Consider the following 23659-nt stretch of genomic DNA (forward strand, 5'->3'; position numbering starts at 1 on the left):
AAAATGATGTATGTGGAGTGCACGACATGGGTCTGTTTAGTTCAAAGTCTACCCCGAGTCATGGCTTATCGATCGTCGCCAGAAACTGTAAAGTGGTCGGTGATATTGATCTTGAAGGGGATATTCAAATTGATGGGTTTGGGGAAGGGAATATCACGCAGGCTAACGCCGTTGTTATCTCAGCGTCTGGCCACTTTCGCGGTACCATCAACGCGAAGCATATCACCATCAACGGCTTGGTCGAGGGACAGTGCGATGCAGACGCTATCGATATTCTCTCTCAAGGCAAGATGAAAGGCGTCCTGAACACCGAGCAATTGACCATTGAAAAAGGGGGACTGCTTGCTGGTGAGAACCGTGCCACCCTCTCAACAGACACCGTGGTGCCATTGGCGGAGCAAGCAAGATCACACGATAAAACAAGCAACGACAAAAAAACACATCCATCCTCCTCAAAACAGTCGTAAGGAAGCCTGTGAATGCCCGACGCTAACCAACCAACGGTCAGCTTTGATAGCTTTTCTCCTGAGCTACAATGCGTGATCCGATACGAGCAAGCCCCTGAAGCCATGTACGCGATGATCGCTTCTGTCCATGACGCGTCCAGTGCCAGTGTCAAAGAGGCGTGGGAAAAACTGCCTGCCAGTGCGCAAAACATTCTCGACAACTATGATCAATTTCATGCACTCGTCGCCATAAGCCAAAGCTATGCTGGTATCGATGCACTGAGCGAGCTGGAAAAAGTGGATTTAAGTGATATGTCTGACGAAGAGCGTGATAACTACAAAGCGCAAATTCTTGATAATGTGCTCAGCTCTTGTGTTAAAGATTTATCGAAGCAACTGAAACAAGCACGCTTAAAGCCAGGATTAAAACGCGAGTTTCAAGCCATTTTCCAAAAATAAATAGGGCCAGTGACACGCACTGACCGCTATGATTCGCCCCCACGCGTTGGGGGCTTTTTTGTAGATTAAGCGGATTCACTGAGTGGCGTGGCCTTTTCGCGGCGTGCTCGCACAGAGGCGGCCAACTGATGGAGGACGCGCTCGGTATCTTCCCAACCAATGCACCCGTCCGTAATGCTTTGGCCATAGGTTAGTGACTGACCGTCAGTTAAGTCTTGGCGACCTTCGACGAGATGACTCTCAATCATCACTCCAAAGATCGCTTTGTTACCGGCTGCAATTTGCCCCGCCACATCTTCGCTGACTTCTTTCTGCTTTTGATATTGTTTGCTGCTATTGGCATGGCTCAAATCAATCATCAATTTTTGTCGTAATCCAGCATCGGCCAACGCGCCACAGATCTGATCGACATCACCCGCGTAATAATTAGGTGTTTTGCCCCCACGTAAGATCAGATGACAATCCTCATTACCTCCAGTCGCGACGATCGCAGAGTGCCCATACTTGGTCACCGATAAAAACTGGTGCGGTGAACTCGCTGAGCGAATCGCATCCGTAGCAATCTTGATATTCCCATCTGTGCCATTTTTAAACCCAACAGGACAAGATAGCCCAGAAGCGAGTTCGCGATGCACCTGAGACTCTGTCGTGCGCGCCCCAATCGCGCCCCAACTAATTAAATCTGCCATATACTGTGGCGTGATCATGTCGAGAAATTCACCCGCTGCTGGCAAACCAGAATCTGCAATGTCTAACAGTAAGTGGCGTCCTAATCGCAGGCCATCATTGATTTTAAAACTGTTATCTAAATACGGGTCATTAATCAGGCCTTTCCAACCCACTGTTGTGCGCGGCTTTTCAAAATAAACCCGCATCACCACTTCCAGGTCGGCACTCAATGTCTCACGCAGCTGCTTAAGTTTTTTGGCATAATCACGTGCCGCATTAGGATCGTGAATAGAACAAGGCCCCACAACGACAACCAAACGATCGTCTTGGTCGTTTAGGATCTGATGGATCGCCTGACGCGCCGCAAAGACAGTCTGTTCCGCCGCGTCAGTTGCGGGAAACTTTTCCAATACAGCAATAGGCGGAAGAAGTTCTTTTATTTGCTCAATTCTTACGTCATCCGTTGGGTGTACACTCATGGGCTAATCCTGTGTTTGCATGTCGCGGGTTCACGTAGCTGATTACCACGTTTTCTTTGTTGAACTCTTACGCTAACCTGCCATATTCTTTTGTGCAAATATTTTTTTACGCAAAACACAAAAATCAAATCAACAAAAATATTGACACATTCAGACCCGTGGATTAAGCGAACAACAATGTGCGCCGTAACTTAAATATGGGTGCAAGATCGGCGAAGTGATTGCACTGGTTGCGTTGAAGCTATTACACTGATGTTAAATGCAAATGGAGTAAATGCTGTGATCACACGCCTCAGTCAAGCGGCACTATTGGCCATAACCCTGACCGTACCCGCTGTCCATGCGACCAATTTTGATTACAACCATATTCAGGTCAACGTCCTTGCAAACCCGAGTGGGATTGGCGGGCTAGGACGCTTTGCATTTACCGAAGGCGCACACTTTGTCGCCAAAGGGGATACGCAGTTTGAAGGAGACTGGTACACCTCAGGCGGTGTGGGGTTTCATGCCCCAATTAACCAGTTTGTCGATGTGTATGGCGAGTTGGAAGGCGCTTGGTTTCGGCGACCAGACGACGACAAGCATGATACCGGTGATTTTGCTACTGTGATTGGTGCCGGATTACGTGGCTGGGTAGCCCCACCGATTGAAGCCAATCTCTATGTCGGTTCTATCATCTTTGATCAGGACGACACCACCAGCTTGGTGGAAATTGGCGGGCGCTTTCACTCCACTGAAACCTTGTCGCTCGGCGCAACGTGGCGTGCCAATGGCTTGGAACAAAATCGCTTGATTTTTTCTGTCAGATACCTGTATTAATAGCAAACGGTAACCATCTCACTCCCTTGTGTTGCCGTCCAGTGTGACCTCTCTCACTGGTTATATTGTCAAACTAAACTAAGTTTAAGGTATGGACGTAACCGCTATCAAAAGGCGGGCGTCTTAGTGCGTGGTGCAACTCCCACAGCGATGCTTGTTGTGATTGTGCGTGGGAACTGTCGGAGGGTATAACGATGGTGATGACTCAACGTATTGATGAATTTGAAAGAAAGATCCAAGAGGCCTATCAAGAAGGCAACATTGAGACTGCTCATCGCTTGGAAGAGCAAGTAACGATGTTACGGCGACGTCAACTCAAGCCTGCTGCTGATTTCCAAGCCGCCAGCCAAGTAGAAGATTTTCATGAAGTGTCAGACGGTGACTATTACGACAGCTGACCCCGGGCATCGGAACACATAAACATAAAAAAGCCTTCTCCACGGAGAAGGCTTTTCGTTTTTGCTGACTAAAACGAGTGTATAAAAGGGCTCAATCAGCAGATTATTGTGCAGCACGTTCACGGCGAACAATCCACGCCGCAGCAGTGATAAAAGCAACGACCAGTGCAGTTTCCACAGCAATTTTCCCAGTTTAAAAATGATAGACAGAGCAATACGTGTTTTCAGCGACTCAAACTGTTCAAAGGATAAGCGCTTTCCAACAGATGGGCGTAGTCTACGGATAACTCACTGTAAAATCAGCCATAGAATCGATCTCACGCAAAGAAAAGTGAGTTTTTTGCTCAACTCGACAGTTGAACGCATAAAATTTCATCACTAAACATTTTGCGGTGCGACAATGCGCAGCTTTCACTACCGCTGACGATTGCGACTAACAATTAAAGAGAAAACAATCGCCGGATAGCGAGGGAACAGATACCGCTGCGCTTATGGCGCAGCGAGCAGGTTAACGATTAACACTAAGTGACAAACGCGTTGTCACCACTGCGAGGTTAGGATTCTGGCTTAGGTTTCTTTTTGACTAAAGGCGCATCACCAGCAGGTACATTGGTGTAAAAGCTTCTATCACGTTTTTTAGGTGCTTTTTTCTGTACTTTGGCCGGCTTTTTTTTATGTTTAACTGAATCCGACGGCTTTGATTTTTTCGCCTTTTGCTCTTTAAAGCCTTTGAACTTTCCTTCAAAGCCTTCAATCTTGGTGAAATCGAGTTTTTGCTGCAAAAAGCCTTCGATATTTTTAAAACTACGCCAATCTTTAGGTCCAACCAATGAGTAGGCCAACCCTTGCTGTCCAGCACGACCGGTACGCCCTACACGATGGATGTATTCTTCCGCATGCTTTGGCATGTCAAAATTAATCACCAAAGACACATTCATTAAATCCAGACCACGCGATGCCACGTCCGTGGTCACCAATACCTCATGAAATCCACGCTCAAACTCGTTCATGATTCGGCTGCGTGTGGCCTGATTCAATTCGCCACTGAGTGCAATCGCTTGGTAGCCTGCTTGAGAAAAACGCTCCGCCAAACGCTCAGTATCAGCGCGTGTCGCAGTAAAAATCATGACTTGCTTATGCGCATTGGCTTTGACCAGTTGCTCAAGCAGCGCGTGTTTATGGTCGAGGTGATCACTCAGCACAAAGTGCTGTTCGATATCGCTATGTAACGCTTCAATTTCTCCTACGGCTACACGTTTAGGCGACTTGAGCATCCCGGCTGCGATATCAGTCACTTGCTGATGATCCAAGGTGGCAGAAAACATCAATGTCTGTCTTAAACGGTGATCAGCATGTTGGTTAACCGTGTCGAGCTGTGCTTTAAAGCCTAGGTCAAGCATGCGATCCGCTTCATCCAAAATCAGCATTTCCAGCCCCGACAAAGACAGATGGCGTTGTTCAAGGTGATCAGCTAATCGACCTGGTGTCGCGACCACAAAGGTTGGCGATTGACGAAACACTTTCGCTTGCTCGTTAAAATTCTCGCCACCGAGTACCAAAGCCGGTTTGTGGTTAGTGCCGCTAGTCAGCATACGCAGCTGACCATACACTTGTTTTGCTAGCTCACGGGTCGGCGCCAAGATCAAAACACGCGGATCGCGACGACTGAGGGGTTTAGAACGCAACACACGCTGCATAGCTGGCAACAAAAACGCCAGAGTTTTCCCCGACCCTGTTTTTGAAGAGGCCAATAGGTCTTTGCCTGCCATTACAACGGGAATGGCTTGACGTTGAATGTCTGTTGGCTGTTCAAATCCACGGTGGGCAATAAGCGACAGTAAGCGTCTATCGAGTCCCAGATCGTCAAATTGCAAGGTATCACTCCAAAGGTAAATCAAAAGCAAAAGGCGTACACACGCCAATTAAGGCGGCGAATGCTATCATACTTTAGCAAAAAACACTGCACCAAAAATACTGATGGCACCACGAACAAAGGATCATACGAACATGAATGACACGATACGCTACCAGTGGCAAAAGCTCAGCTTGGTGGAGGCGCATACATACACACCTGATGGCCAGTACCACGCACATCACGTTGTGCGCCACCCCGGGGCCGTCGTGGTATTACCCCTGTCAGACGCTGGCAATATACTACTGCTCAAGCAATTTCGTCCGGCTATCAATCAATGGATTATCGAAGCGCCAGCAGGGACACTGGAAGCGAAGGAGCCACCACGAGACGCCGCCAAAAGAGAGTTAGAAGAAGAGACCGGTTATGTGGCAACTCGCTGGCATCCACTCGGCATCGCGCACCCTGTGCCCGGGTTTTGCGATGAAGTGCAGTATTTTTACATTGCCCAAGCGCTCACATCCACCGAGACGCAACTCGATGACGATGAGTTTATCGAGCCTTATTGGGTGAGCCCTCCCCAGTTACAGGCACTCATTGCCAATGGACAAATCACAGACACCAAAACCTGCGCCATTATTCTTCGTGCCTTATGCAATGGATTAATCCCAACAATGGATGTCGAATGCCTGAAAAAATAAAGCACTAGGCCACAACTTTGTTAACAAGATGTTGACGACAAATTGAGCATCGATGTAGCGTAACAGGTATGACCAGATAACAAGGAGTGTCTATGTTCTCGTCTCCGTTAGCACGCGCTAATCAACATTTGTCGTTATTCGGCTTCTTAAAAGTGCCGATGATTGGCTGGTGTCGTCCTAAGATCCTCTCCATCGACGATAAGCATGTCACAATGCGAATCCCACTGGGGCGGCGTACCAAAAACCACCTCAACAGCATGTATTTCGGCGCGTTGGCGGTTGGCGCTGATGTCGCAGGTGGCTTTCTTGCCATGGCGATGGCTGAGCAACGCGGGGTTAAAATTAGCTTGGCGTTTAAATCCGTCAACGCTGATTTTCATAAACGACCCGAGGATGATGTGGTGTTTACTTGTTTCGATGGCAACAAGATTAACCAGATGATCAGTGAATCAATCGAAACAGGTCATCGTGTTAATCAGCCTGTCACCATTGTCGCCACTTGCCCGAGCTTACACGGGGATGAGCCTATGGCGACCTTTGAATTGACGCTATCGGTCAAAAAAATCGACGACTAATCCACCATCAACGCGCTTATCAGTTCATTGTTTGTCACGTCTTCAGCCAGTCTATCTCCACAATAGACTGGCCCTACTTACCCATATTACCCATAAAGTATAATCAATCAGTTACATAACCCCCAATACCATTGTGATTTTGGTTCTGAATTCACCATTACATTATTGACTTTACGCAACGCCGATAAAATCGCGAGGTTGCGATGAAATTCACCGAGTTATCAACTGTTTTTGTGGATGAAATTCAAGTTATACACAGGCGCTTTTATCTTAAGATTGAAACACAAAAAAAGCACCGTCAACACGGTGCTTAAGGTGGGGTTATTCAGGGTGATAGCGAATTTGATAGAAGATCCGATATAGCACGGGTACCACTATCAATGTCAGCACGGTGGCAAATCCGAGCCCAAACATGATCGTCACCGCCATCGGCCGGAAGAAAACATCCGGCAACAAAGGGAGCATCCCTAAAATAGTGGTAATGGCTGTCATGCACACCGGGCGTACCCGGCTTACCGCCGCATCGACGACCGCTTGATAGCGTTGCTTACCACTGGCCACTTCGATGTTGATCTGATCGATCAACACAATGCCGTTTTTAAGCAGCATTCCACTCAAACTTAAAAAGCCCAAAAGCGCCATAAAACCAAACGGCGTATCTAACAACAGCAGCCCTGTGGTGACCCCAACCACCGCTAAGGGAACCGTGAGCCAAATGATCAATGACTCTTTCACCGAGTTAAACAGCAATATGGTGACCAGGAACATAAACAAATAACCAAGCGGCATAATGCTAAATAAGCCTTCTTTTGCCTCTTGGGAAGATTCATGCTCCCCCCCCCACTCGATACTGTAACCTTCAGGCAGAGGAATCGACTCAATATCAGCGCGCACGCGGCTTAGCAAGGTCGCCGCGGTGGTTTCCCGTAACGGATCGGGATCAGCTAACACGGTGAGCATTCTTTTGCGGTTTTTACGCATGATAATCGGATCTTCCCAACGCATGTCGTAATCGAGAATAACTTGCTGTAAAGGAATGTAGTCTTTCAATACCGGGCTCCATATTTTCATGCCTTCTAAGGTATTGATATTCACACGCTCCTCATCGGGCAATCGCGCAACGATCGGCATAAGGTTGGTCCCATCCCGGTATACACCAATCCGTTTGCCACTGAATGTCATTGTCAGTAACTCGTCGACATCTTTTTTGGTGATGCCATAGCGCCGTGCCTGACTTTCATTAAACGCAGGCTCAAGAACTTTGGTGCGATTACGCCAATCATGGCGGATATTCACCGCATCAGGATCCTGATGCAATCGTGCTTCTACTTGTTTAGCAATTGCGCGTAACTTAGTGGGATCTGAACCAAAAATACGCGCTTCAATTTTCGAGCCAGTCGCAGGCCCCAAGGAAATAGGCTTCAGTTTAAGCTGCGCATCTGGATACTGGCTACGAACATGCTCACGCACCATGCCCATAGTGGGTTTAACATGTTCGTATTGGTCAACGCGGACGATCAGCTCGCCATAGGCGGCATATGTTTTCTCCGGTGAATAGGTCAACATAAAACGTTGCGAGCCTTGTCCGGCACTGGTAGAGACATAGTTGACGCCTTGTTGTTTACTCAGCCAGCTCGACACCTCATCCAAGGTGCCTTGTGTTGCACGAATATCAGTGCCCTCTGGCAGCCAAATGTCGACCATAAACATGGGCGTGGTAGAGTCTGGGAAAAACGACTGCTTGAGGTGGCCAAAGCCATAAATACTGGCTCCCAATGCCACTACCATTACCAACAAGGTGATATAGGCGTGATGCATGCAGGCGGTAAGAAAACGTTTATACACCACAAACAGAATCCCGTTGTAGGGATCACTGCCCTCATCCCCTTCGTCGAGCGGAGTTTCTTTGAAAAACACGCTGGCAAAGAAAGGCGTTAATGTGATGGCGGTAAACCAACTTAACAGTAAGGAGATTAATAACACCGTAAATAAGGTGCCACAGTATTCGCCCGTTGCGTCTTCGGACAAGCCAATCGGGGCAAACGCCGTTACCGCGATCACCGTCGCCCCCAGCAAAGGCCACTTGGTTTGCGTCACAATATCGTGAGCCGCCTGTAGACGGGTTCGCCCTCGCTTTAAGCCGACGAGTATCCCTTCGACCACCACGATGGCATTATCCACCAACATCCCTAAGGCAATGACTAACGCCCCGAGAGACACACGTTGCAGGTTAATCTCAAAGTAGTACATGAATACAAACGTACCCAGTACCGTCAGCAATAACACCAAACCAATTAATAGTCCTGAGCGCAGGCCCATAAAAAAGAGCAGTACGATAATCACAATCGCTACCGCTTGGCCTAAACTAGAGACAAATCCGCTGACTGAGGTATCGACCTCATTGGGCTGGTTGTAGACATGATGGACATTGATGCCCACAGGCTGATCACTGTTTAACGCCGCGAGACGCTTATCCACCTTGTCGCCGACTTCTACCACGTTCACACCATCAGCGAACGATATCCCTACTTGTAGCGCTTGTTTACCGTTATACGAAATAATTTGTCGCGGTACTTCTTGATATCCACGCTTTACCTCGGCAACGTCGCGCAAATAAATTAGCCCTTGTGACCCTGCTTCAGTCAGAATTAAGTTACCCAGCTCATCCACGGAGGAAAACTCACCAGTTGGGTGAATGCGAATATATTCATCACCCACACGCAAGGCCCCGGCGTTGCTCACGAGGTTTTGTGTCGCCAACAAATTAAACAAGGTATCCGGTGCGATCCCTAGGCTACTTAACCGCTGAATCGAGACCTCAATGAAGACTTGCTCTTGCTGCGTACCGCTGACTTGCACCTTGCCTACGCCATCAACAAGCTCAAGCTCGCGGCGTAAAAAGTCGACGTAGTCTTTCAGTTCGCTGTAGCCGTACCCTTCGCCAGTGACGGCTAACATGATCCCAAACACATCGCCAAAATCATCTTTCACCTGTGGCGGATTGACACCAGGAGGAAGCGCGCCACGAGCATCATGGACTTTTCGTCGCAACTCATCCCAAATCTGAGGCAAATCATCAGAGCGGTATTTGGGTTTCATTTTGACCGTGATCTGGGACAGGCCGCGACTGGAGATCGAACGTACTTCATCCACATAGGTCAGCTGCTGAACCGCTTTCTCCAGCGGATAAGTGACTTCTTCCTCCACTTGCTGGGGAGTGGCACCTGGATAACTGGTCACCACCATCGCATCTTTGATTGTGAAAGCCGGGTCTTCCAACCGCCCTAAGCCCAAAAATGCAAGGGTGCCGCCAATCAGGAAAATCAGCGTGATCATCCAGCTAATCACTTTATTTTGAATAAAATATCCGGCTACACCCTGCTTCATGATGCGTTTTCCTCTTTCGATGCCAGCGTCACTTTTTGCCCCTCAGATAGGTGATTGGTTCCTCCCACCACGATACGATCCCCTTTAGACACACCATGGGTGATTTCTAGCCGCTGGCCATGAATACGCCCCATCGTTACCCGCCGTTTCGCCACGGTTTGCGTGCGACTGTCATAAATCCATACATAGCTATGGGCTCTATCCAGTGGATCGCCGTCTTGATTAAACACCGCTTCGATTGGCACAGAGAGCCCGGTGCGTGTCAGTTGTAGTCCTTCCCGAGCGATACTGACCTGTACGGGCATACCATCTAAAATAAACTGCTGCTGCGGCATTGGCATGGTGAGCGTCACCACAAAAGCACCACTGCTCGGATCCGGCTCTGCCGTGTATTCATCGATGGTGGCGGGGTAAGACTGCCCTTGCTGAGTTAAGACGTTCGGTTTGAGTCGCGCTTGCACTTCTTCTGCGCTCGCGCCCGTGTTTTGGGTGAATAACACATCCGGCACTTGTACACGAATATCAGCACGTGAAGCATCATGAATGTTCATGATCCCTTGTCCTGGCGCGATGGTTTCAAATGGCTCAACATTCAGCTTAGATATCACCCCGTCAGCTGGCGCTCTGAGCGCAACATAAGACAAACGAAGATTGGCCAGTGCCAGCTCCGCTTGCGCAATTTCACGCTGCGCTTTTAATTCATCAAATTGTGATTGGGCAAGCATACCTTTCTCTACCAGGGGGGCTGAGCGGCGATACTGCGCATCGGCCACGTCAAAACGTGCACTGGCATTCTCTACCGCTAAGCGGTAATCGGTCGGCTCCAAACGTGCCAATACCTGTCCCTGCGTCACGCGATCACCCGCTTTGACATTGATCGCTTGAATTTCCCCCGGTACGCGAAACGCGAGCGTGGCTTTATCAGCTGCTGCCGCCACCGCGGGGAAAGAGATGCGTTCATTTAATGGTTGTTGGCTCACGGTAAACGTGGACACTACCGGCAAAGGAGCAGGTTGAGACTCGGTCTCCGGTTGGCACCCAAACAGCGCCCCCACCGCAAGGACACCAATCAGTCCATGTATTGCTCTCATAATCCTCTCTCCTTCACCCATGCTTTCACACGGTCACCCTCTTTCAGCGCACTGACGCCAGTTGCCACAATCACCTCACCATTTTCTAGGCCCGAAATGACTTTTCCTTCACGCAAGGTGACTGGGGTTAGCTTAACTTCACCGTTATCACCAACGCGCCATACGGCCGTTCCCTCATTCGTCTCGAGCACGGCAGACTGAGGCACTTGCGTTTGCGACTTAGTAGGAATGGTGGCATGCACTTTTGCTGCCATTCCCGGCAAAACATTGATGGCGTCAGGTCGATTTAAACTCACAGTGACATGGTAAGACGCCGTTTTAGGATCCGCCTCTGTATCAATTTCCTTAAACTGCGCGGGAAACTGGCGTGATGGGTGGGTGTCAAATGATACGCTTGGGACCAAATTATCCGCATGCTGTGCAAAGTAATGGAAATAGCGTTCTGGCAATTGAAAGCTGACATTAATGATGTCTTTGGATTGAATGTGTAGCACTGGCGCTTGTGCTTGTGCGAATTCATTCTCCTCTTTCATTCGGAGTGAGACCGTCCCCGCATACGGCGCTTTTAGTTGCGTATAATTCAGATTTGTCTGCGCTTGCTCTAGACCAGCCGCCGCTTCACTGAGTGCCGAGCGGGCTTCATCGAACCTTTGCTCGGCGATCACTTTATTATTGTGCAGGCGTTCGGCACGGTTAAACTGTACCTGAGCAAGCTGATATTGCGCACGCGCCTTATCCAATTGCAGCTGATATTGCTGGCTGTCTAACGCCGCCAGGACTTGCCCTTTCGCAACATCCATACCTGCTTTTATCGGCATTGACTCAATCACGCCTGATACACGAAATGAGAGCAAGGCTTTATCATCCGCTTCAACTTGGGCAGGAAATTGGCGGGCGAGTCCATCTTCATTCGTCACTACCGCCAGTAATTTTGCTGGCCGAGGCGGTGTTTCAGACGGTGCTGACACCTTCGGCTCACCACAGCCAGCTAGGGAGAGAGCGAGGCAACCGCTCAATACAAAACGCATTATCATCAGTTTTTCCTTACAATAAAACCCAGGGTCCGACAGCGTTTGTCGGGCCCTAGGTCTTTGATGGGTCATTGTTTTTATCTTATCCCGCGCTAACGGCTATGCTAACCAGTGCCGGATAATGTATCAAGATGTTTCAGAGAGGTGCTCTGCCTGTTGAATCACCTGTGTTGTCTGATCCTCTATCCGCTGAAGGTAGGGATGTAGCGCCTCCAACTCATCATGCGGTGACTTTTCTAACTCAAGACATGTTTGTGATAGTGCTTTGGCGCCGATCATGGCGGCCGCTCCTTTCATTTTGTGGCCAAGTTTTTTAATTTTTTCGATATCTTGTTCTGCAAACGCGGCCTTCAAAGCCTCTAAATCATTGGTTTGGTTTTTTACGTACTTATCAAGCAGCATTTTTACCAAGTCCATGCTATCACCGATTTGGTCTTTGACATGCTGGATGTCAATGGGGGGTGAGGTGTCGCTCATTGTATTCCCTCCGGATGGCTGCTCTGGTTCTGGTTCTGGTTCTGGTTCTGGTTCTGGTTCTGGTTCTGGTTCTGGTTCTGGTTCTGGTAAGGAGTTTGTCTCTGTGGACGCATCTGTAAAGTGCTCACTGGCTAAGTCATCCAAGGTCGTTTCCTCTTCGTCAGTGGTTTTATCGCCATAACTGACCGCATCTGGATGAGCATACAGGAGTAACAATTCAATGAGTTGATCTTTACTGAAGGGCTTAGCGAGATGTCCGTTCATCCCTGCCTCCACACAACGCTCTGCATCGCCAGAGAGCGCGTTAGCCGTCACTGCCAAAATGGGCGTGTTTTTGTCGAATTTTCGGATCTCACGCGTGGCTTCAAAGCCATCCATTTCCGGCATTTGACAATCCATTAAGATGATATCGAACGGTGAAGACTTATGAAGTTCTAACGCTTCTTTACCATTGACGGCCAGCGCACGCTGACAGCCTAGTTTAGATAAAATAATGTCAATCAATTCTTGGTTCACCAAGTGATCTTCAGCCACGAGAACGTTAAGGTTGAATTGGATATCATCATACTGCCCAGCCACAGGCTCAGGCTCTGTCAATGCATTCTCATCCTCGTTTAATACACGATACAGTTCAACGTGATAAATCGGACAAGTCAGCGTCGCCATGCCAGTGTCATGATGGCCATCATGGCTAATTGCGACCGATTTTTGCGCTTTGCCCACTAACGCCTGGCAACTTTGCATTTTATCTTGGTCAATCATCAACACAGCGTCGCTGAGATCGCCAACGATTAATGCGTTTCCATCGCTTTTAGCCACTAAACGCAAACCAAGTCGGTCTAAGTAGGCGGATAGCGTATCGATCAAAATAGCATCTTCCGACACCAAGTAGATGGAATCACTCTCTATCCCCGCTTCTAGCTTGGATTGGGCTAATAACTGAGAGTCAGGATCGCTGATCGTGACGGGCACTTCGGCGGTAAAAGTGGTTCCCTGGTTCTCTTGGCTGCGGATGTAAATGTCACCATCCATAAGCCGCAATAATTTACGACAGACTGGTAAGCCCAGTCCCGTGCCTTGATAAGAACGCGAATAGGAGTTGTCGACCTGGGTAAAGTTCTCAAAAATGGCTTCGTGGCGGTCTTCCGGGATCCCGATCCCTGTATCTTCTACTTCCATGACCAATGTTACTGAGCCATCACCCGTTTGCCGTTGGAATAACCGCACAGCAATATGCCCCTGCTTGGTAAACTTAACGGCGTTGCCGACCAAGTTTATGATCACCTGCTTATAACGCGTGGCATCTAACTCAATGTCACAGGGCATATCAGGGTCGATATAACAGTGTATGCGCAACTGTTTTTCCGCTGCTTTTGCGGTAAAAATACTTAAGGATTCGTGAACAAGCTCCGCCAAATCTAATGACTGTTTGGTGAGCGTCATCTTTCCAGCTTCAATCTTAGTTAAATCGAGCACATCGTTAATGATATTCAGCAGCGCGGTCGAAGAGTGCTGTAAGGTATCAACAAAATAGCGTTGCTGCTGATTGAGCGAGGTCTCCATCAAAAGGTTAGACATGCCAACAATGCCGTTCATGGGTGTGCGAATCTCGTGACTCATCATTGCTAAAAAATTGGTCTTTGATTCGTTCGCCCGCTCTGCTTGCTCCTTAGCTCGTGCCATTTCTTTTGAGATCATGTCATTCAACGACTTCTGCTGCACAAAGTGCACCATAGCACTCAGACTTGATAGTATCGGCTCAATCCAGCCTTGAAGCTCTTCATTGTAGGTGGTCGATTCATCAAACAAGCACACCACCCCCACCATCTGGCTCGACATATATAGGGGCGTACCATAAACGTTAATAATCATTTTCTGATTATTTCCTGCCACACTCGCCATTTGCAGACTACGTTTGCTTTGTTTGGTCTCAATGATTTCCTCAATCAGTGCTCGCACAAACTCTTCACCAATAAACTCATTCTTCACCAATCGAGTTTGTGCGAGCACTTTATAAGGCAGATTGGTTTTGATCGGATCATCATCGCTGTGACCCACCTCGACAATAATGCCATGATTACTTTCCCCTATTCGTAATAGGATCTGCAAAACATCTTGGAAACTCTTACCGAAATCTTCCCTGATCAGAAACTTATCTTGTAAGCTTTTCATCGCAGAGAAAAGTTCAGCCCCTTTAGATACTTTTTGTTTATCGAGGTGCTGTTCCGTGATATCGCGAATAATCGCCACGTTCAGTGCTCTCGGGTCTTCATCTTTGATGGGCGTTGATTTGACCTGCACAATATGGACACCTTGATCCGTATCTATCTCGTATGACCGCTGTAACTGCCCTCCAAGACCATAAAGCGCTTGTGAAAAATAGCCGCGTGAATTAGGGCTGACGCGAGAAATAATCGTCGATAAGCTGATCGCTTCGTCGGGCACAGATTCTAATTCGAATAACTTCTTAGCCGAGTCATTAATAGTAATAATACTGTGCTTATCGCCGAGCACTAATAGCGCATCAGTGTAACTATGAATCACTGTATTTAAATACGCACGACTTTGTTCCGCTCGATTGATCTGCTTAGCGTATTTCCAAATAAAAAAACCAACCAACAAGTTCAACAGAATGATTTGCGTGGCAGTACGGAGAATTTCTGTGTTGAGCTCTTTATCTATGTATCGACTATCTTGGTAGATAATCAACCTACCCACATCGACAGATTGGCCTCCCTGATCATAGACCAAGGAAACGTTGATTTCTTTTAACTCATCGCTTGACCGCATGCCTTTAGAGTCAGTCACATAACGAAATTGTTCATTGCTATCCGTCAGCTCAAGGCGATGGATATAACGAGAGCCCATTTCACTGTCTAAATCATTTTGAACATTATTAAAGTCATAATTCCACATCAAAGTAGGAAGACGTTGCTTTAGGCGTTGAGTGATCGAGTTAATATCTTGGCTCATATCAGACTCAAGTCGCTCTTTGGCTACATGATAATTATAGTAACCAAACACACCCAATAGTAAGGTAGCTAGTACAATTAAAATAACAGCGAGCCGCATACCTACTTTATTCATCATGATCACACCTGCATTGTCGCCGCCAGGGTTTGAGTTTGGTATCGGGCTTTCTCAAACGCTTTCAAGACCGCACGCTCCCTTAGCGCCATTTTCTCACACAGTGATCCAACCCAATCCCAATTCGCATGCTCAATATGTTTACATAGTTCTAAGAGGTCACCATACGGACCTGATCGTGATAATAATGCTAGTTTTGCCGGTTGGTTGAGGGAAAGCTTTTCTACGACATCCTCCATGGGCACGCCTAACATCGCATCAAGGAGTGAAAACGCGCCCACCAAAAAGGCTTCATCAGGATCCAGGTCGTTCAATAGTGGACCTGCTTGCTGCATAAAAATAGCCCGAAGGATCGCCGCATTCTGCAGGTGTGAGCATTCTTGATGATTCATGTTCGACATAATTAACAGCGAGATCAGTCGCCGCAATGACTCTAACCCAAGATACACCACCGCTTGTTTGGGATTAGTGATCGCTTTCTTTTTTGACTTCGCTAAGATATTCGCACTTGTGACGACTTTGTAGAGTAACGAGACATCGCGAGAAATAACCTCTGTGATTTCATCGATATCGTGGGGGCTGCGATTAATCACGATACACGCATCCAATAAACTAATCACTGAGGGGGCCACATCACTATGGCTTTTAATCACAGGCTGCTCAAAAAAATACCCTTGAAACAAGCTGAATCCGAGTTGTTTGGCCAACACAAACTCTTCGTTGCTCTCTACTTTGCTGGCCAAAAAGCGTATATCCGGGTAGTTAGCAATCCCCTCCGTCCAATCGGAAAGGTTTTCTGTCGCCATACTGACACGGACAACCCCGAACAGGTGTAAGTGCCTTTGCCAGCGACTCGTGAAGACATCACTCTCTCCTAAAATGGTAAAGCCAGCTTTCTGGTAAGACTCCAGTTGCTTCACCAGCATCGGCGTCGCGTTACACTTTGCGGTGACACAAATCACTAGAGATTTAACCGGAATCGAAAAGGGGATCTCATCAAGCAGTGCTGCCTCCGAAAAGCTCACCACGTATCGTAAGCTATCATCGAGCTCTTTCCCTGACAAAAAGTTGGCACTGAGAATACGTGACGTCGCCGTATCTTCATCAATTGAAGGAAACTTATTTTCTTGGCCCTCCCTAAACAGAAGCTCATTGCCCCAATGATTTTGCCCTTCGTTAAAGATGGGTTGGCACGAAAAAAAGATTTCACTCACCACTCACTCTCCCTAAAACAAACCTTTACTACAAACGTAGACCAATGGCGCGGGGTCTGAGCCTTTTTTTTGATGTAACTGAGTGTGTTAAGTCCAACTACTTGGCCCACGTTCGTCTTTTGCTTGGGCAAAATCACGATTTTTGCTAGGCTCTGCGTTAAGCATATTACGAGGTACATTTATGGATATTTTGAATCAACTGGCCGATGACGCCCCCGAGCATGAGCCAGAGACATTGCCCTCACTCGACGAACAAAAAGCGATTGTGGCAAAACTCAAAGCGCTTGAGGAGAAAGGTGAGCTCACTGACGAAATCCTAGCGCAGTATTTTGCCGTTAAGCAAAAAGACACAAGCGACGAAGAAGAGTAGGCTCAACACGATAAAGTGACCGTGTCACTTTTTCAATCTATCCTATTCTACGGCCAAGAGTCGTAAGAAGAGTAAAAGATTGCCGAGAAGTGGTGATGAGATCGCAGGATGGATACTTGCGTGACTGGGATAGATAGCAAGTGAGCGAAAAAGAAACGCCCCGAGATCACACTCAGGGCGTTTTTGGTTTACTCAGGGACAATGCCGTCGGTTTTCGCCGCACAAATAAAATCATTTTTGTGCAGGCCTTTGATCTTATGCGACCACCAAGTCACGGTCACCTTACCCCACTCCAGCAAGATAGCGGGATGGTGTCCTTCTTGCTCAGCCAGCTCAGCCACTTGGTTGGCAAACGCCCACGCCAACTTAAAGTTGCGGAAGGTGAACTCACGTTCGAGCTGATCAATCCCATCTCGTGTTACTTTACGCCACTGCGGAATGTCTTTAAGCAGCGCTGGCATTTCCTCAGCACTGACCAAAGGGGCATCAATATTACAGGCTTCACATTTCAACTCAGTTAGTTCAGACATGTTGCGTTTCCTTTTGCTGTTCTGTCTTTTTCGGTTTGGGCGGGAACAAAGGCGCATGGAGGCCCAGTTCCATGGCTTGATGCACATCAGCAATCAAGTCACGTTGACTGATGGCAAATAAATCGTCAATCGACTCAATGGTAAAGTAAATGGGTTGCATGATGTCAATCCGATAGGGCGTGCGCATGACATCTATCACTTCTAAAGGCTTACGCACCGCTTTGTCGCTATTAAAGGCGTACTCGGTCTCCGCCGGCGACGACAAGATCCCGCCGCCATAAATACTGCGATTGCCTTGCGAATCACTGAGTAAACCAAACTCGACCGTAAACCAATATAAGCGTGCAAGATAGACGCGCTCTTTGGGCGTGGCTTTCTTACCCAGTTGGCCGTACATGTGGGTAAACTCAGCGAACGCTGGGTGAGTCAGCATCGCGCAGTGACCGAAAATCTCATGGAAGTAATCCGGCTCTTGCAAGTAATCAAAGTCTTCTTTGGTGCGTAAAAAGGTCGCCGCAGGGAATTTCTTGTCCGCCAATAAGGCAAAGAAATGGTCGAAATCAATCAATGCAGGCACAGGAGCCACTTGCCAGCCCGTCTCTCGCATTAACACTTCATTCACATCTGGGATCTGTGGCACCGTATCATGCGGCAAGTCGAGCATGCGTAGTCCATCTAAATATTCCTGACACGCTTTGTCTTTGATACACGCAAGTTGCCGTGTGACTAACTGGCGCCATACATCGTTTTCTTGTGCCGACCAGGCTACTCGGCCCAGCTCATCAACGGGTTTGGATTGGTATTTACTCTGTTTCACGTTCACCGCCTTGTGTCGTTGTCTGGCGTAAAAAATCGCGCGTAAACAGCGGCAGTCAGCCTTACGCATTGTCTCCGTTACCCACAGGTTACGTCGACTTTGCAGAGAAAATCATCTCATTGCCACGGTTTTAATTTTACCTTTGCGTAACATTTATTTTACATTACAGACTGAAAAGGGGGCTGCGACTGATAATGCTTTACCCTCGAGGGATCCGCGTGCTTGCATGGCTCGTAGTGGCTGGGGAAGGCCTAACCGCAAGGACGAGTGATGAATTTACAACTGAGCGAACTGATAAATTGCGACAACATTGACAAGATTCAGATCCGTGGCATTGATGGCATGTTGTATCAAGCCATCGCCTTTTTGCGTCACGGGGATACGGTGGAGCAGAAGCTGATTTATCACGGCGATAAGCCCTACTTATCTCGCAGCTTGCTGGCGGTGAAAGAGGATTTTGAATGGGTTAACGCCGCGCAGTACGTGTTAGTGACCGACACGGCATACGATGAAATGATAGGACTAGGAAGCGAAAAGCCTTTGTCGACCCTAGAGCAGCCATTGCATTGGAAGTGACTCGATAATGCCCCAGTCTACGGGGCAATTTCTTCTCCATCCCATGCAAACAGACGCCCGGTGTGACGACTGTCGAGGCCATCCAATACCGACAATAAGTAGCCAGCCGATTGAGCCGGGCTGAATAGCTTGCCGGGCTTAACATTGGCTTGAAAGGGCGCGGATAGACGACTGTCGACGGTCCCCGGATGCAGGCCAACCACAGTTAATGATTTATCTTGGCGGCCAAGTTCGATGCTCATGCCTTTGATTAACATGTTCACCGCCGCTTTGCTTGCACGGTAGGCATACCAACCGCCCGCACGGTTGTCACTGATACTGCCCACGCGCGCCGACAAGATAGCGAGCTTCGCCTCAGCGTTGCGTTTCAATTTGGCCGCAAGGTGTTTGCTCAACAGCAGCGGCGCCACAGCATTTACATCAAACAGCTGGTGCATCGCCTCACTGCTGCACGCCGCGAGTCGCTTTTCTGGACTGACCGCATCATCATGCAGCATCCCCGAGGCAATGATCACCGCATCTAAATGGTTGTCGTCGATGTGTTCGGCCGCTGCTTGTATTGATGCTTCATCGCGAATGTTCACCGCCACAGGAGTGACCTTTTCACTTATCTCAGCAAGTGGCGCGGGGTGACGCCCCAAGGCAAAGACTTGCTGAATGGATGGCTTGTCGAGCAATGCACGGCAAAAAGCTTCACCGATCGCGCCGCCTACGCCGACAACCGCCACACGCTGCATGGAATCACTGTTCATTCTTTTGGCTCCTAAAACAAAAAGAGATGCAAACTGCATCTCTTTAGTTAGGGATGAGGCGATCCTGTCGATCACCGCACGTTAAAACTATAGCTTACGTAACACAATCATTAGGTAGAGCCCACCTATCAAGGAAGCAATGATCCCAGCCGGCATTTCTTGCGGATACAACCATTGTCGTCCGAGCCAATCGGCAAACAGCATCAATCCCATACCAATCAATCCGGCGGTGACCATATGCGCCCGGGCATTTTTCGCCCCCCAGCTACGCGCAATGTGCGGGGCCATCAGCCCGACAAAACTGAGCGGCCCCACTACCAAGGTGGCACTGACGGTCATGACGGCGACGAGGGCCAGCAACAGCATGCGGGCACGCCCTACCTTAACCCCCAGCGATTGAGCGGTTTCGCCACCGAGTGGCAAAATATCGAGCCAACGCTGGCACATTAATCCTAGCGCCACCAGCACGGCGGTAACCAAGGCCAATGTCGTCACCGTGCTGTCAGTCACATAGTAGGTTGAGCCTGAAATCCACGCGAGCACTTGATACGCGCGAGGATCGCCCCCCGCCATCAAGAAGCTTTGCACCGCTTGCATCAGTGCTGCGATGGCGACGCCAGTGAGCAATACTTTTTCTGGCTGAAAGCCAGTTTTGCGATTAAGCAGCACAATCAACGCCAAGGTTGCCCCCGCACCGATTAGACCACCGACATACAAGCTCACCATAGATGCGCCCATGCCAGCAAAAATAGTGACAATCAGTCCCAGCGCCGTACCGGCACTGATCCCCATCACTTCAGGGCTCGCCATCGGGTTAGCACTTAAACGCTGAAGCACGGCACCGGCAACAGCAAGCACACCACCCGCCAATGCCGCGGCCAGCAAGCGTGGCAAGCGCCACTCCAACAAGGACCAATCGCCGCTGAGCGCCAGCCACTGCCAGCCCTCACTTTGACGCGATACGGTCGCAAAAATCACCACACCCAACACCAGTAACATCAGCGTTCGGCCTAGTGGCCAATCCTGACGTGGTGCAGGCGTCCCGGCATGCATTTGTTGGCGTTGGCGATTCCCCAGTGACACCCGTGGCAGCAACCACAAAAGAAGAGGCGCCCCCAACGCTGCTGTCGCTGCCCCCGTGGGGACCATCATGGCCCGACGGCCAGGTAACAGTTGGACAGCCAAATCGGTGGCTGCCAACATCAAGGCGCCTAAAATCATCGCTAGGCTCAATCGGGTGATAAGCTTGCGAGCACCACATAAGCGCGCAATCGCGGGCGCGGCAAGACCGACAAAGCCAATCACGCCAATCAAGCTGACCACCCACGCGGTCAGAAGCACCGATAGTCCCAGCGCAATCACACGGATTTTCGCCAGTGATACCCCTAAGCTTTTTGCCCCTTCATCAGACAGACTCAAGACGTTGAGCGGCTTTAATAAGGCAAGGATCAACACGACCGCCAATCCAATACGCGGCAATAAGGCTTGCACACTGTGCCAGTCGGTTTGCACCATCGAGCCCGCGCCCCACACCATCATGCCGTGTAGCGCTTCTTGATTCATCAAAAGCAACACGGTGCTGAGCGCGCCGCAGTACAGATTTAAAATCAAACCCGCGATCACCACTACGGTGGGCGATAGGCCGCGTCGCCATGCTAGCGCAAACACCACCAGCATGGTCAGCACTCCGCCAGACATCGCCACCATCGCGCTCGACCAAGTCAGTAGCCAAGGGGCATAAAGCGTCGCTAGCATCAGCGCCAAGCTAGCGCCGTTCGCCACCCCCAGCGTCGAGGGCGAGGCCAAGGGGTTGCGCAATACCTGTTGCATCAAGGTACCGGCCAGCCCCAAACACGCCCCCGCCAGCAATGCGGTGACCAAGCGCGGCCACCAGGTTAAATGCATCACCACCCCAATCGACGCACTGTCATCCAGCGACCACAGCGACTGCCAGAGCATAGATGCATTCACATCCCACTGCCCCAACTGAGTGGAGGCGAGGCTTAACAGTGCCGCCAGTAATGCCAAGGGCACCCATAACAGACTCAGTTTCATGACTGCCCTCCTTGCTCGGTCAATGCCGCGGTTACAAGGCGAGCAAATCGTAACGCCGATGGAATCGCACCAAAGCTCCATACCGGATCAATCATCAATGGCGTATGCCCCGTGCGTTTAACCAAATATTGCCAAAACATATTAGTCTTTAGGGTTTGCTCCACACCCGCGGGGAGTGGGCGCACAATCACCAGCTGCGCATCAAGGTCTAGCAGCTCGCGGGTGGAAACCATGCTAAATCCCCAACTGTTGGTGGTGTTCTGCCACGCATTGCTGAGCCCCAATTCACTGATGGCGGCATGATACAAGCTGTTAGTCCCAAACACCCGTACATGGTTGGGGTCTAGGAACTGGATCATCAGCAGCGGGGGCTGTTCACCGGAGATGGTCTCGCGCAAGTTCGCCAGTTGCTGTTTCGCATTGGTAATCAGGGTTTCACCCGCTTCAGGACGGTTGGCCTCGCGCGCAATTTGCCGCGTCACGGTTTTGAGCGATGACCAGCTTAGGCCACTTTCATACAGAGGAATCGAGCTGACCGGCGCAATAGCGCTTAGCTTGGGCTTCATTGCCTTAAAAATGGGTGAAATTAGAATTTTATCGGGGTGAAGCTCGGCCAAACGCTCCATGTTCGGCTGGGTGCGAAGCCCAATATCGACAGTGTCCTCTGGAATGGGCGGGGCTTTCACCCACGAATTGTAATCTGCCTTTTGCGCGACCGCGACTGGGGTAATGCCTAGCGCCAACAAGGTTTCAGTTTGGGTCCAATCCAGCGAGAGAATACGAGGCGACGCGCTGGCGCTAGCCGACATCATGGCCGCGGTCAGCCAGACCATAAGCGTCAAGAACGAAGACTTGATCATACCGGAGATAACTCCCCCGGCATCGCAACCGCATAGCCGGCAGCATGATCGGCAATCGGCATCTCAATGCCATAAATCGATTTGAGCGCCGACTCTTGAAACACATCGCTAACCGCGCCTTGAGTCAGGATTTGCCCGCTATGCAACGCGACAATCTCATCACAAAAACGCGCCGCCATATTAATGTCGTGCACCACGATAATGATGGACTTATCCAGCTCTCGGCTGAGTTTGCGCACCAAGGTCATCACTTCAACTTGGTGGGCCACATCCAGCGCAGACAGCGGCTCATCGAGCAGTAAGTGACGCGTTTGCTGTGCCAGCAGCATCGCAATCCACAGCCGTTGGCGCTCGCCGCCCGATAAGGTATCGACTAGGCGCTCGGCATAATCTTGAGTGCCAGTCAGTGCCATTGCCTCGTTGATCGCTTGGTGATCGGCTTTGGTCAACCGCCCCAGCAAACCATGCCAAGGATAGCGACCAAAACTGACCAACTCATACCCGGTTAAGTTATCGGTTGCCGGTAAATGCTGTGGCAAATACGCCACCTCGCGCGCAAACGCTTTTTCCGACCATTTTGATAAGGGCTTTTGGTCTAATGTGATCTGCCCGCTGCTGGTTGCTTGCTGCTGCGCTAACAGTTTTATCAACGTTGACTTGCCCGAGCCATTGTGCCCGACCAACGCACAGATTTTTCCTGGCGTAAACGACAAGCTCACCTTATCGAGTAACACGTTTCCGTTGACGGCAAACGCAACGTCCTTTGCCTCTAACATATCCCGATCCTACTTTCGCAAACACAAGCGCGTGGCACTTGCCCGTTATCTCTGAGAGCGGTAATTTTCCGATGCTTAAAAGGTAAATGCAAACCATTTTGATTTCGCTTTGTACGCTTAGCGCTTGTTAATCAGAGAAATTAGACCTCAACCCCGTCAGCATCAGGGATCCAAGCGCCATTCAGCCTCGTATCGCCACAGGTAAGTAAAAGATTGTTGTTACGACTGTCGAGAGCCC

General features: G+C 49.5%; 21 protein-coding genes. 8 read left to right on the plus strand and 13 right to left on the minus strand.

All coding sequences use genetic code 11. The annotated features are described in order from the left end of the window. Positions 1-26 precede the first annotated feature (26 nt). Positions 27-467, plus strand: a complete 441-nt coding sequence (locus FCN78_RS13560) for a bactofilin family protein (RefSeq protein WP_069363008.1) — start codon at positions 27-29, stop codon at positions 465-467. 12 nt (positions 468-479) lie between these two features. Beyond that, positions 480-905 (plus strand): DUF3069 domain-containing protein, encoded by a 426-nt coding sequence (locus FCN78_RS13565; protein WP_077659238.1) that lies wholly within the window; start codon positions 480-482, stop codon positions 903-905. A gap of 65 nt (positions 906-970) precedes the next feature. On the opposite strand, the gene aroG is transcribed toward FCN78_RS13565, so the two are convergent. Continuing rightward, on the minus strand, positions 971-2053 hold the full coding sequence (gene aroG / locus FCN78_RS13570) for a 3-deoxy-7-phosphoheptulonate synthase AroG (RefSeq protein ID WP_077608673.1): 1083 nt from the start codon (positions 2051-2053) through the stop codon (positions 971-973). 279 nt (positions 2054-2332) lie between these two features. Between aroG and FCN78_RS13575 the strand changes: the two genes are divergently transcribed. Then, positions 2333-2872, plus strand: a complete 540-nt coding sequence (locus tag FCN78_RS13575; RefSeq protein ID WP_235607568.1) for a hypothetical protein — start codon at positions 2333-2335, stop codon at positions 2870-2872. A 200-nt stretch (positions 2873-3072) separates the two neighbouring features. Beyond that, positions 3073-3270: a hypothetical protein gene (locus FCN78_RS13580; protein ID WP_131825180.1), complete on the plus strand. Its 198-nt coding sequence runs from the start codon at positions 3073-3075 to the stop codon at positions 3268-3270. Between the two features lie 554 nt (positions 3271-3824). On the opposite strand, the gene FCN78_RS13585 is transcribed toward FCN78_RS13580, so the two are convergent. Continuing rightward, positions 3825-5144 (minus strand): DEAD/DEAH box helicase, encoded by a 1320-nt coding sequence (locus tag FCN78_RS13585; RefSeq protein WP_077458341.1) that lies wholly within the window; start codon positions 5142-5144, stop codon positions 3825-3827. 133 nt (positions 5145-5277) lie between these two features. Here FCN78_RS13585 and FCN78_RS13590 point away from each other — a divergent pair, with 133 nt between their 5' ends. Continuing rightward, positions 5278-5823 carry an NUDIX hydrolase gene (locus tag FCN78_RS13590; RefSeq protein WP_158014700.1) on the plus strand — a complete coding sequence of 182 codons (546 nt, stop codon included), beginning with the start codon at positions 5278-5280 and terminating at the stop codon, positions 5821-5823. Positions 5824-5915: 92 nt separating this feature from the next. Then, positions 5916-6398 (plus strand): PaaI family thioesterase, encoded by a 483-nt coding sequence (locus tag FCN78_RS13595; RefSeq protein WP_077458345.1) that lies wholly within the window; start codon positions 5916-5918, stop codon positions 6396-6398. 321 nt (positions 6399-6719) lie between these two features. Here the strand turns inward: FCN78_RS13595 and FCN78_RS13600 are convergent, their stop codons facing one another. The 5 genes from FCN78_RS13600 to FCN78_RS13620 form a co-directional block, all read right to left on the minus strand. Further along, positions 6720-9785: an efflux RND transporter permease subunit gene (locus FCN78_RS13600; RefSeq protein ID WP_069363016.1), complete on the minus strand. Its 3066-nt coding sequence runs from the start codon at positions 9783-9785 to the stop codon at positions 6720-6722. Next, positions 9782-10876, minus strand: coding sequence for an efflux RND transporter periplasmic adaptor subunit (locus FCN78_RS13605; protein WP_106406597.1), 1095 nt, complete (start codon positions 10874-10876; stop codon positions 9782-9784). Before FCN78_RS13605 ends, FCN78_RS13600 begins: the two co-directional genes overlap by 4 nt. Continuing rightward, entirely contained in the window at positions 10873-11910 is a 1038-nt protein-coding gene (locus tag FCN78_RS13610) for an efflux RND transporter periplasmic adaptor subunit (RefSeq protein WP_235607569.1), read from the minus strand. The genes FCN78_RS13605 and FCN78_RS13610 overlap by 4 nt, the downstream gene beginning before the upstream one ends. Before the next feature lie 123 nt (positions 11911-12033). Then, a complete protein-coding gene (locus FCN78_RS13615; protein WP_235607570.1) occupies positions 12034-15474 on the minus strand; it encodes an ATP-binding protein in 3441 nt (1146 codons plus the stop codon). A gap of 2 nt (positions 15475-15476) precedes the next feature. After that, positions 15477-16685, minus strand: a complete 1209-nt coding sequence (locus FCN78_RS13620; protein ID WP_069363162.1) for an EAL and HDOD domain-containing protein — start codon at positions 16683-16685, stop codon at positions 15477-15479. A 181-nt stretch (positions 16686-16866) separates the two neighbouring features. On the opposite strand from FCN78_RS13620, the gene FCN78_RS13625 reads away from it, so the two are divergent. Continuing rightward, positions 16867-17055: a restriction endonuclease subunit S domain-containing protein gene (locus FCN78_RS13625; RefSeq protein WP_069363020.1), complete on the plus strand. Its 189-nt coding sequence runs from the start codon at positions 16867-16869 to the stop codon at positions 17053-17055. A 188-nt stretch (positions 17056-17243) separates the two neighbouring features. Here FCN78_RS13625 and FCN78_RS13630 read toward each other — a convergent pair whose 3' ends face one another. After that, entirely contained in the window at positions 17244-17585 is a 342-nt protein-coding gene (locus FCN78_RS13630) for a 4a-hydroxytetrahydrobiopterin dehydratase (RefSeq protein ID WP_069363021.1), read from the minus strand. Next, positions 17578-18402 (minus strand): phenylalanine 4-monooxygenase, encoded by an 825-nt coding sequence (gene phhA, locus FCN78_RS13635; protein WP_069363163.1) that lies wholly within the window; start codon positions 18400-18402, stop codon positions 17578-17580. The genes FCN78_RS13630 and phhA overlap by 8 nt, the downstream gene beginning before the upstream one ends. 270 nt (positions 18403-18672) lie before the next feature. Between phhA and FCN78_RS13640 the strand changes: the two genes are divergently transcribed. Next, a complete protein-coding gene (locus FCN78_RS13640; protein WP_069363022.1) occupies positions 18673-18978 on the plus strand; it encodes a DUF6482 family protein in 306 nt (101 codons plus the stop codon). A 17-nt stretch (positions 18979-18995) separates the two neighbouring features. Here the strand turns inward: FCN78_RS13640 and FCN78_RS13645 are convergent, their stop codons facing one another. From FCN78_RS13645 to FCN78_RS13660, 4 genes are all read right to left on the minus strand, one after another. Further along, a complete protein-coding gene (locus FCN78_RS13645) occupies positions 18996-19730 on the minus strand; it encodes an SDR family NAD(P)-dependent oxidoreductase (protein ID WP_069363023.1) in 735 nt (244 codons plus the stop codon). A gap of 87 nt (positions 19731-19817) precedes the next feature. Continuing rightward, the gene (fhuB, locus tag FCN78_RS13650; protein ID WP_069363024.1) at positions 19818-21785 is read right to left on the minus strand and encodes a Fe(3+)-hydroxamate ABC transporter permease FhuB; all 1968 of its coding nucleotides are present in this window, start codon (positions 21783-21785) and stop codon (positions 19818-19820) included. Continuing rightward, positions 21782-22645, minus strand: a complete 864-nt coding sequence (locus FCN78_RS13655; RefSeq protein ID WP_077659240.1) for an iron-siderophore ABC transporter substrate-binding protein — start codon at positions 22643-22645, stop codon at positions 21782-21784. The genes fhuB and FCN78_RS13655 overlap by 4 nt, the downstream gene beginning before the upstream one ends. Beyond that, positions 22642-23421, minus strand: a complete 780-nt coding sequence (locus FCN78_RS13660) for an ABC transporter ATP-binding protein (protein WP_077659241.1) — start codon at positions 23419-23421, stop codon at positions 22642-22644. The genes FCN78_RS13655 and FCN78_RS13660 overlap by 4 nt, the downstream gene beginning before the upstream one ends. Positions 23422-23659: the final 238 nt, after the last annotated feature.

Origin of the sequence: Salinivibrio kushneri (assembly GCF_005280275.1) — a bacterium.
Classification (GTDB): Bacteria; Pseudomonadota; Gammaproteobacteria; order Enterobacterales; family Vibrionaceae; genus Salinivibrio; species Salinivibrio kushneri.

Coding starts and splice junctions, on each gene's coding strand:
- FCN78_RS13560 (WP_069363008.1), top strand. CDS start 27: ATGGGTCTGTTTAGTTCAAAGTCTACCCCGAGTCATGGCTTATCGATC.
- FCN78_RS13565 (WP_077659238.1), top strand. CDS start 480: ATGCCCGACGCTAACCAACCAACGGTCAGCTTTGATAGCTTTTCTCCT.
- aroG (WP_077608673.1), bottom strand. CDS start 2,053: ATGAGTGTACACCCAACGGATGACGTAAGAATTGAGCAAATAAAAGAA.
- FCN78_RS13580 (WP_131825180.1), top strand. CDS start 3,073: ATGACTCAACGTATTGATGAATTTGAAAGAAAGATCCAAGAGGCCTAT.
- FCN78_RS13590 (WP_158014700.1), top strand. CDS start 5,278: ATGAATGACACGATACGCTACCAGTGGCAAAAGCTCAGCTTGGTGGAG.
- FCN78_RS13595 (WP_077458345.1), top strand. CDS start 5,916: ATGTTCTCGTCTCCGTTAGCACGCGCTAATCAACATTTGTCGTTATTC.
- FCN78_RS13600 (WP_069363016.1), bottom strand. CDS start 9,785: ATGAAGCAGGGTGTAGCCGGATATTTTATTCAAAATAAAGTGATTAGC.
- FCN78_RS13605 (WP_106406597.1), bottom strand. CDS start 10,876: ATGAGAGCAATACATGGACTGATTGGTGTCCTTGCGGTGGGGGCGCTG.
- FCN78_RS13610 (WP_235607569.1), bottom strand. CDS start 11,910: ATGATAATGCGTTTTGTATTGAGCGGTTGCCTCGCTCTCTCCCTAGCT.
- FCN78_RS13615 (WP_235607570.1), bottom strand. CDS start 15,474: ATGATGAATAAAGTAGGTATGCGGCTCGCTGTTATTTTAATTGTACTA.
- FCN78_RS13625 (WP_069363020.1), top strand. CDS start 16,867: ATGGATATTTTGAATCAACTGGCCGATGACGCCCCCGAGCATGAGCCA.
- FCN78_RS13630 (WP_069363021.1), bottom strand. CDS start 17,585: ATGTCTGAACTAACTGAGTTGAAATGTGAAGCCTGTAATATTGATGCC.
- FCN78_RS13640 (WP_069363022.1), top strand. CDS start 18,673: ATGAATTTACAACTGAGCGAACTGATAAATTGCGACAACATTGACAAG.
- FCN78_RS13645 (WP_069363023.1), bottom strand. CDS start 19,730: ATGAACAGTGATTCCATGCAGCGTGTGGCGGTTGTCGGCGTAGGCGGC.
- fhuB (WP_069363024.1), bottom strand. CDS start 21,785: ATGAAACTGAGTCTGTTATGGGTGCCCTTGGCATTACTGGCGGCACTG.
- FCN78_RS13655 (WP_077659240.1), bottom strand. CDS start 22,645: ATGATCAAGTCTTCGTTCTTGACGCTTATGGTCTGGCTGACCGCGGCC.
- FCN78_RS13660 (WP_077659241.1), bottom strand. CDS start 23,421: ATGTTAGAGGCAAAGGACGTTGCGTTTGCCGTCAACGGAAACGTGTTA.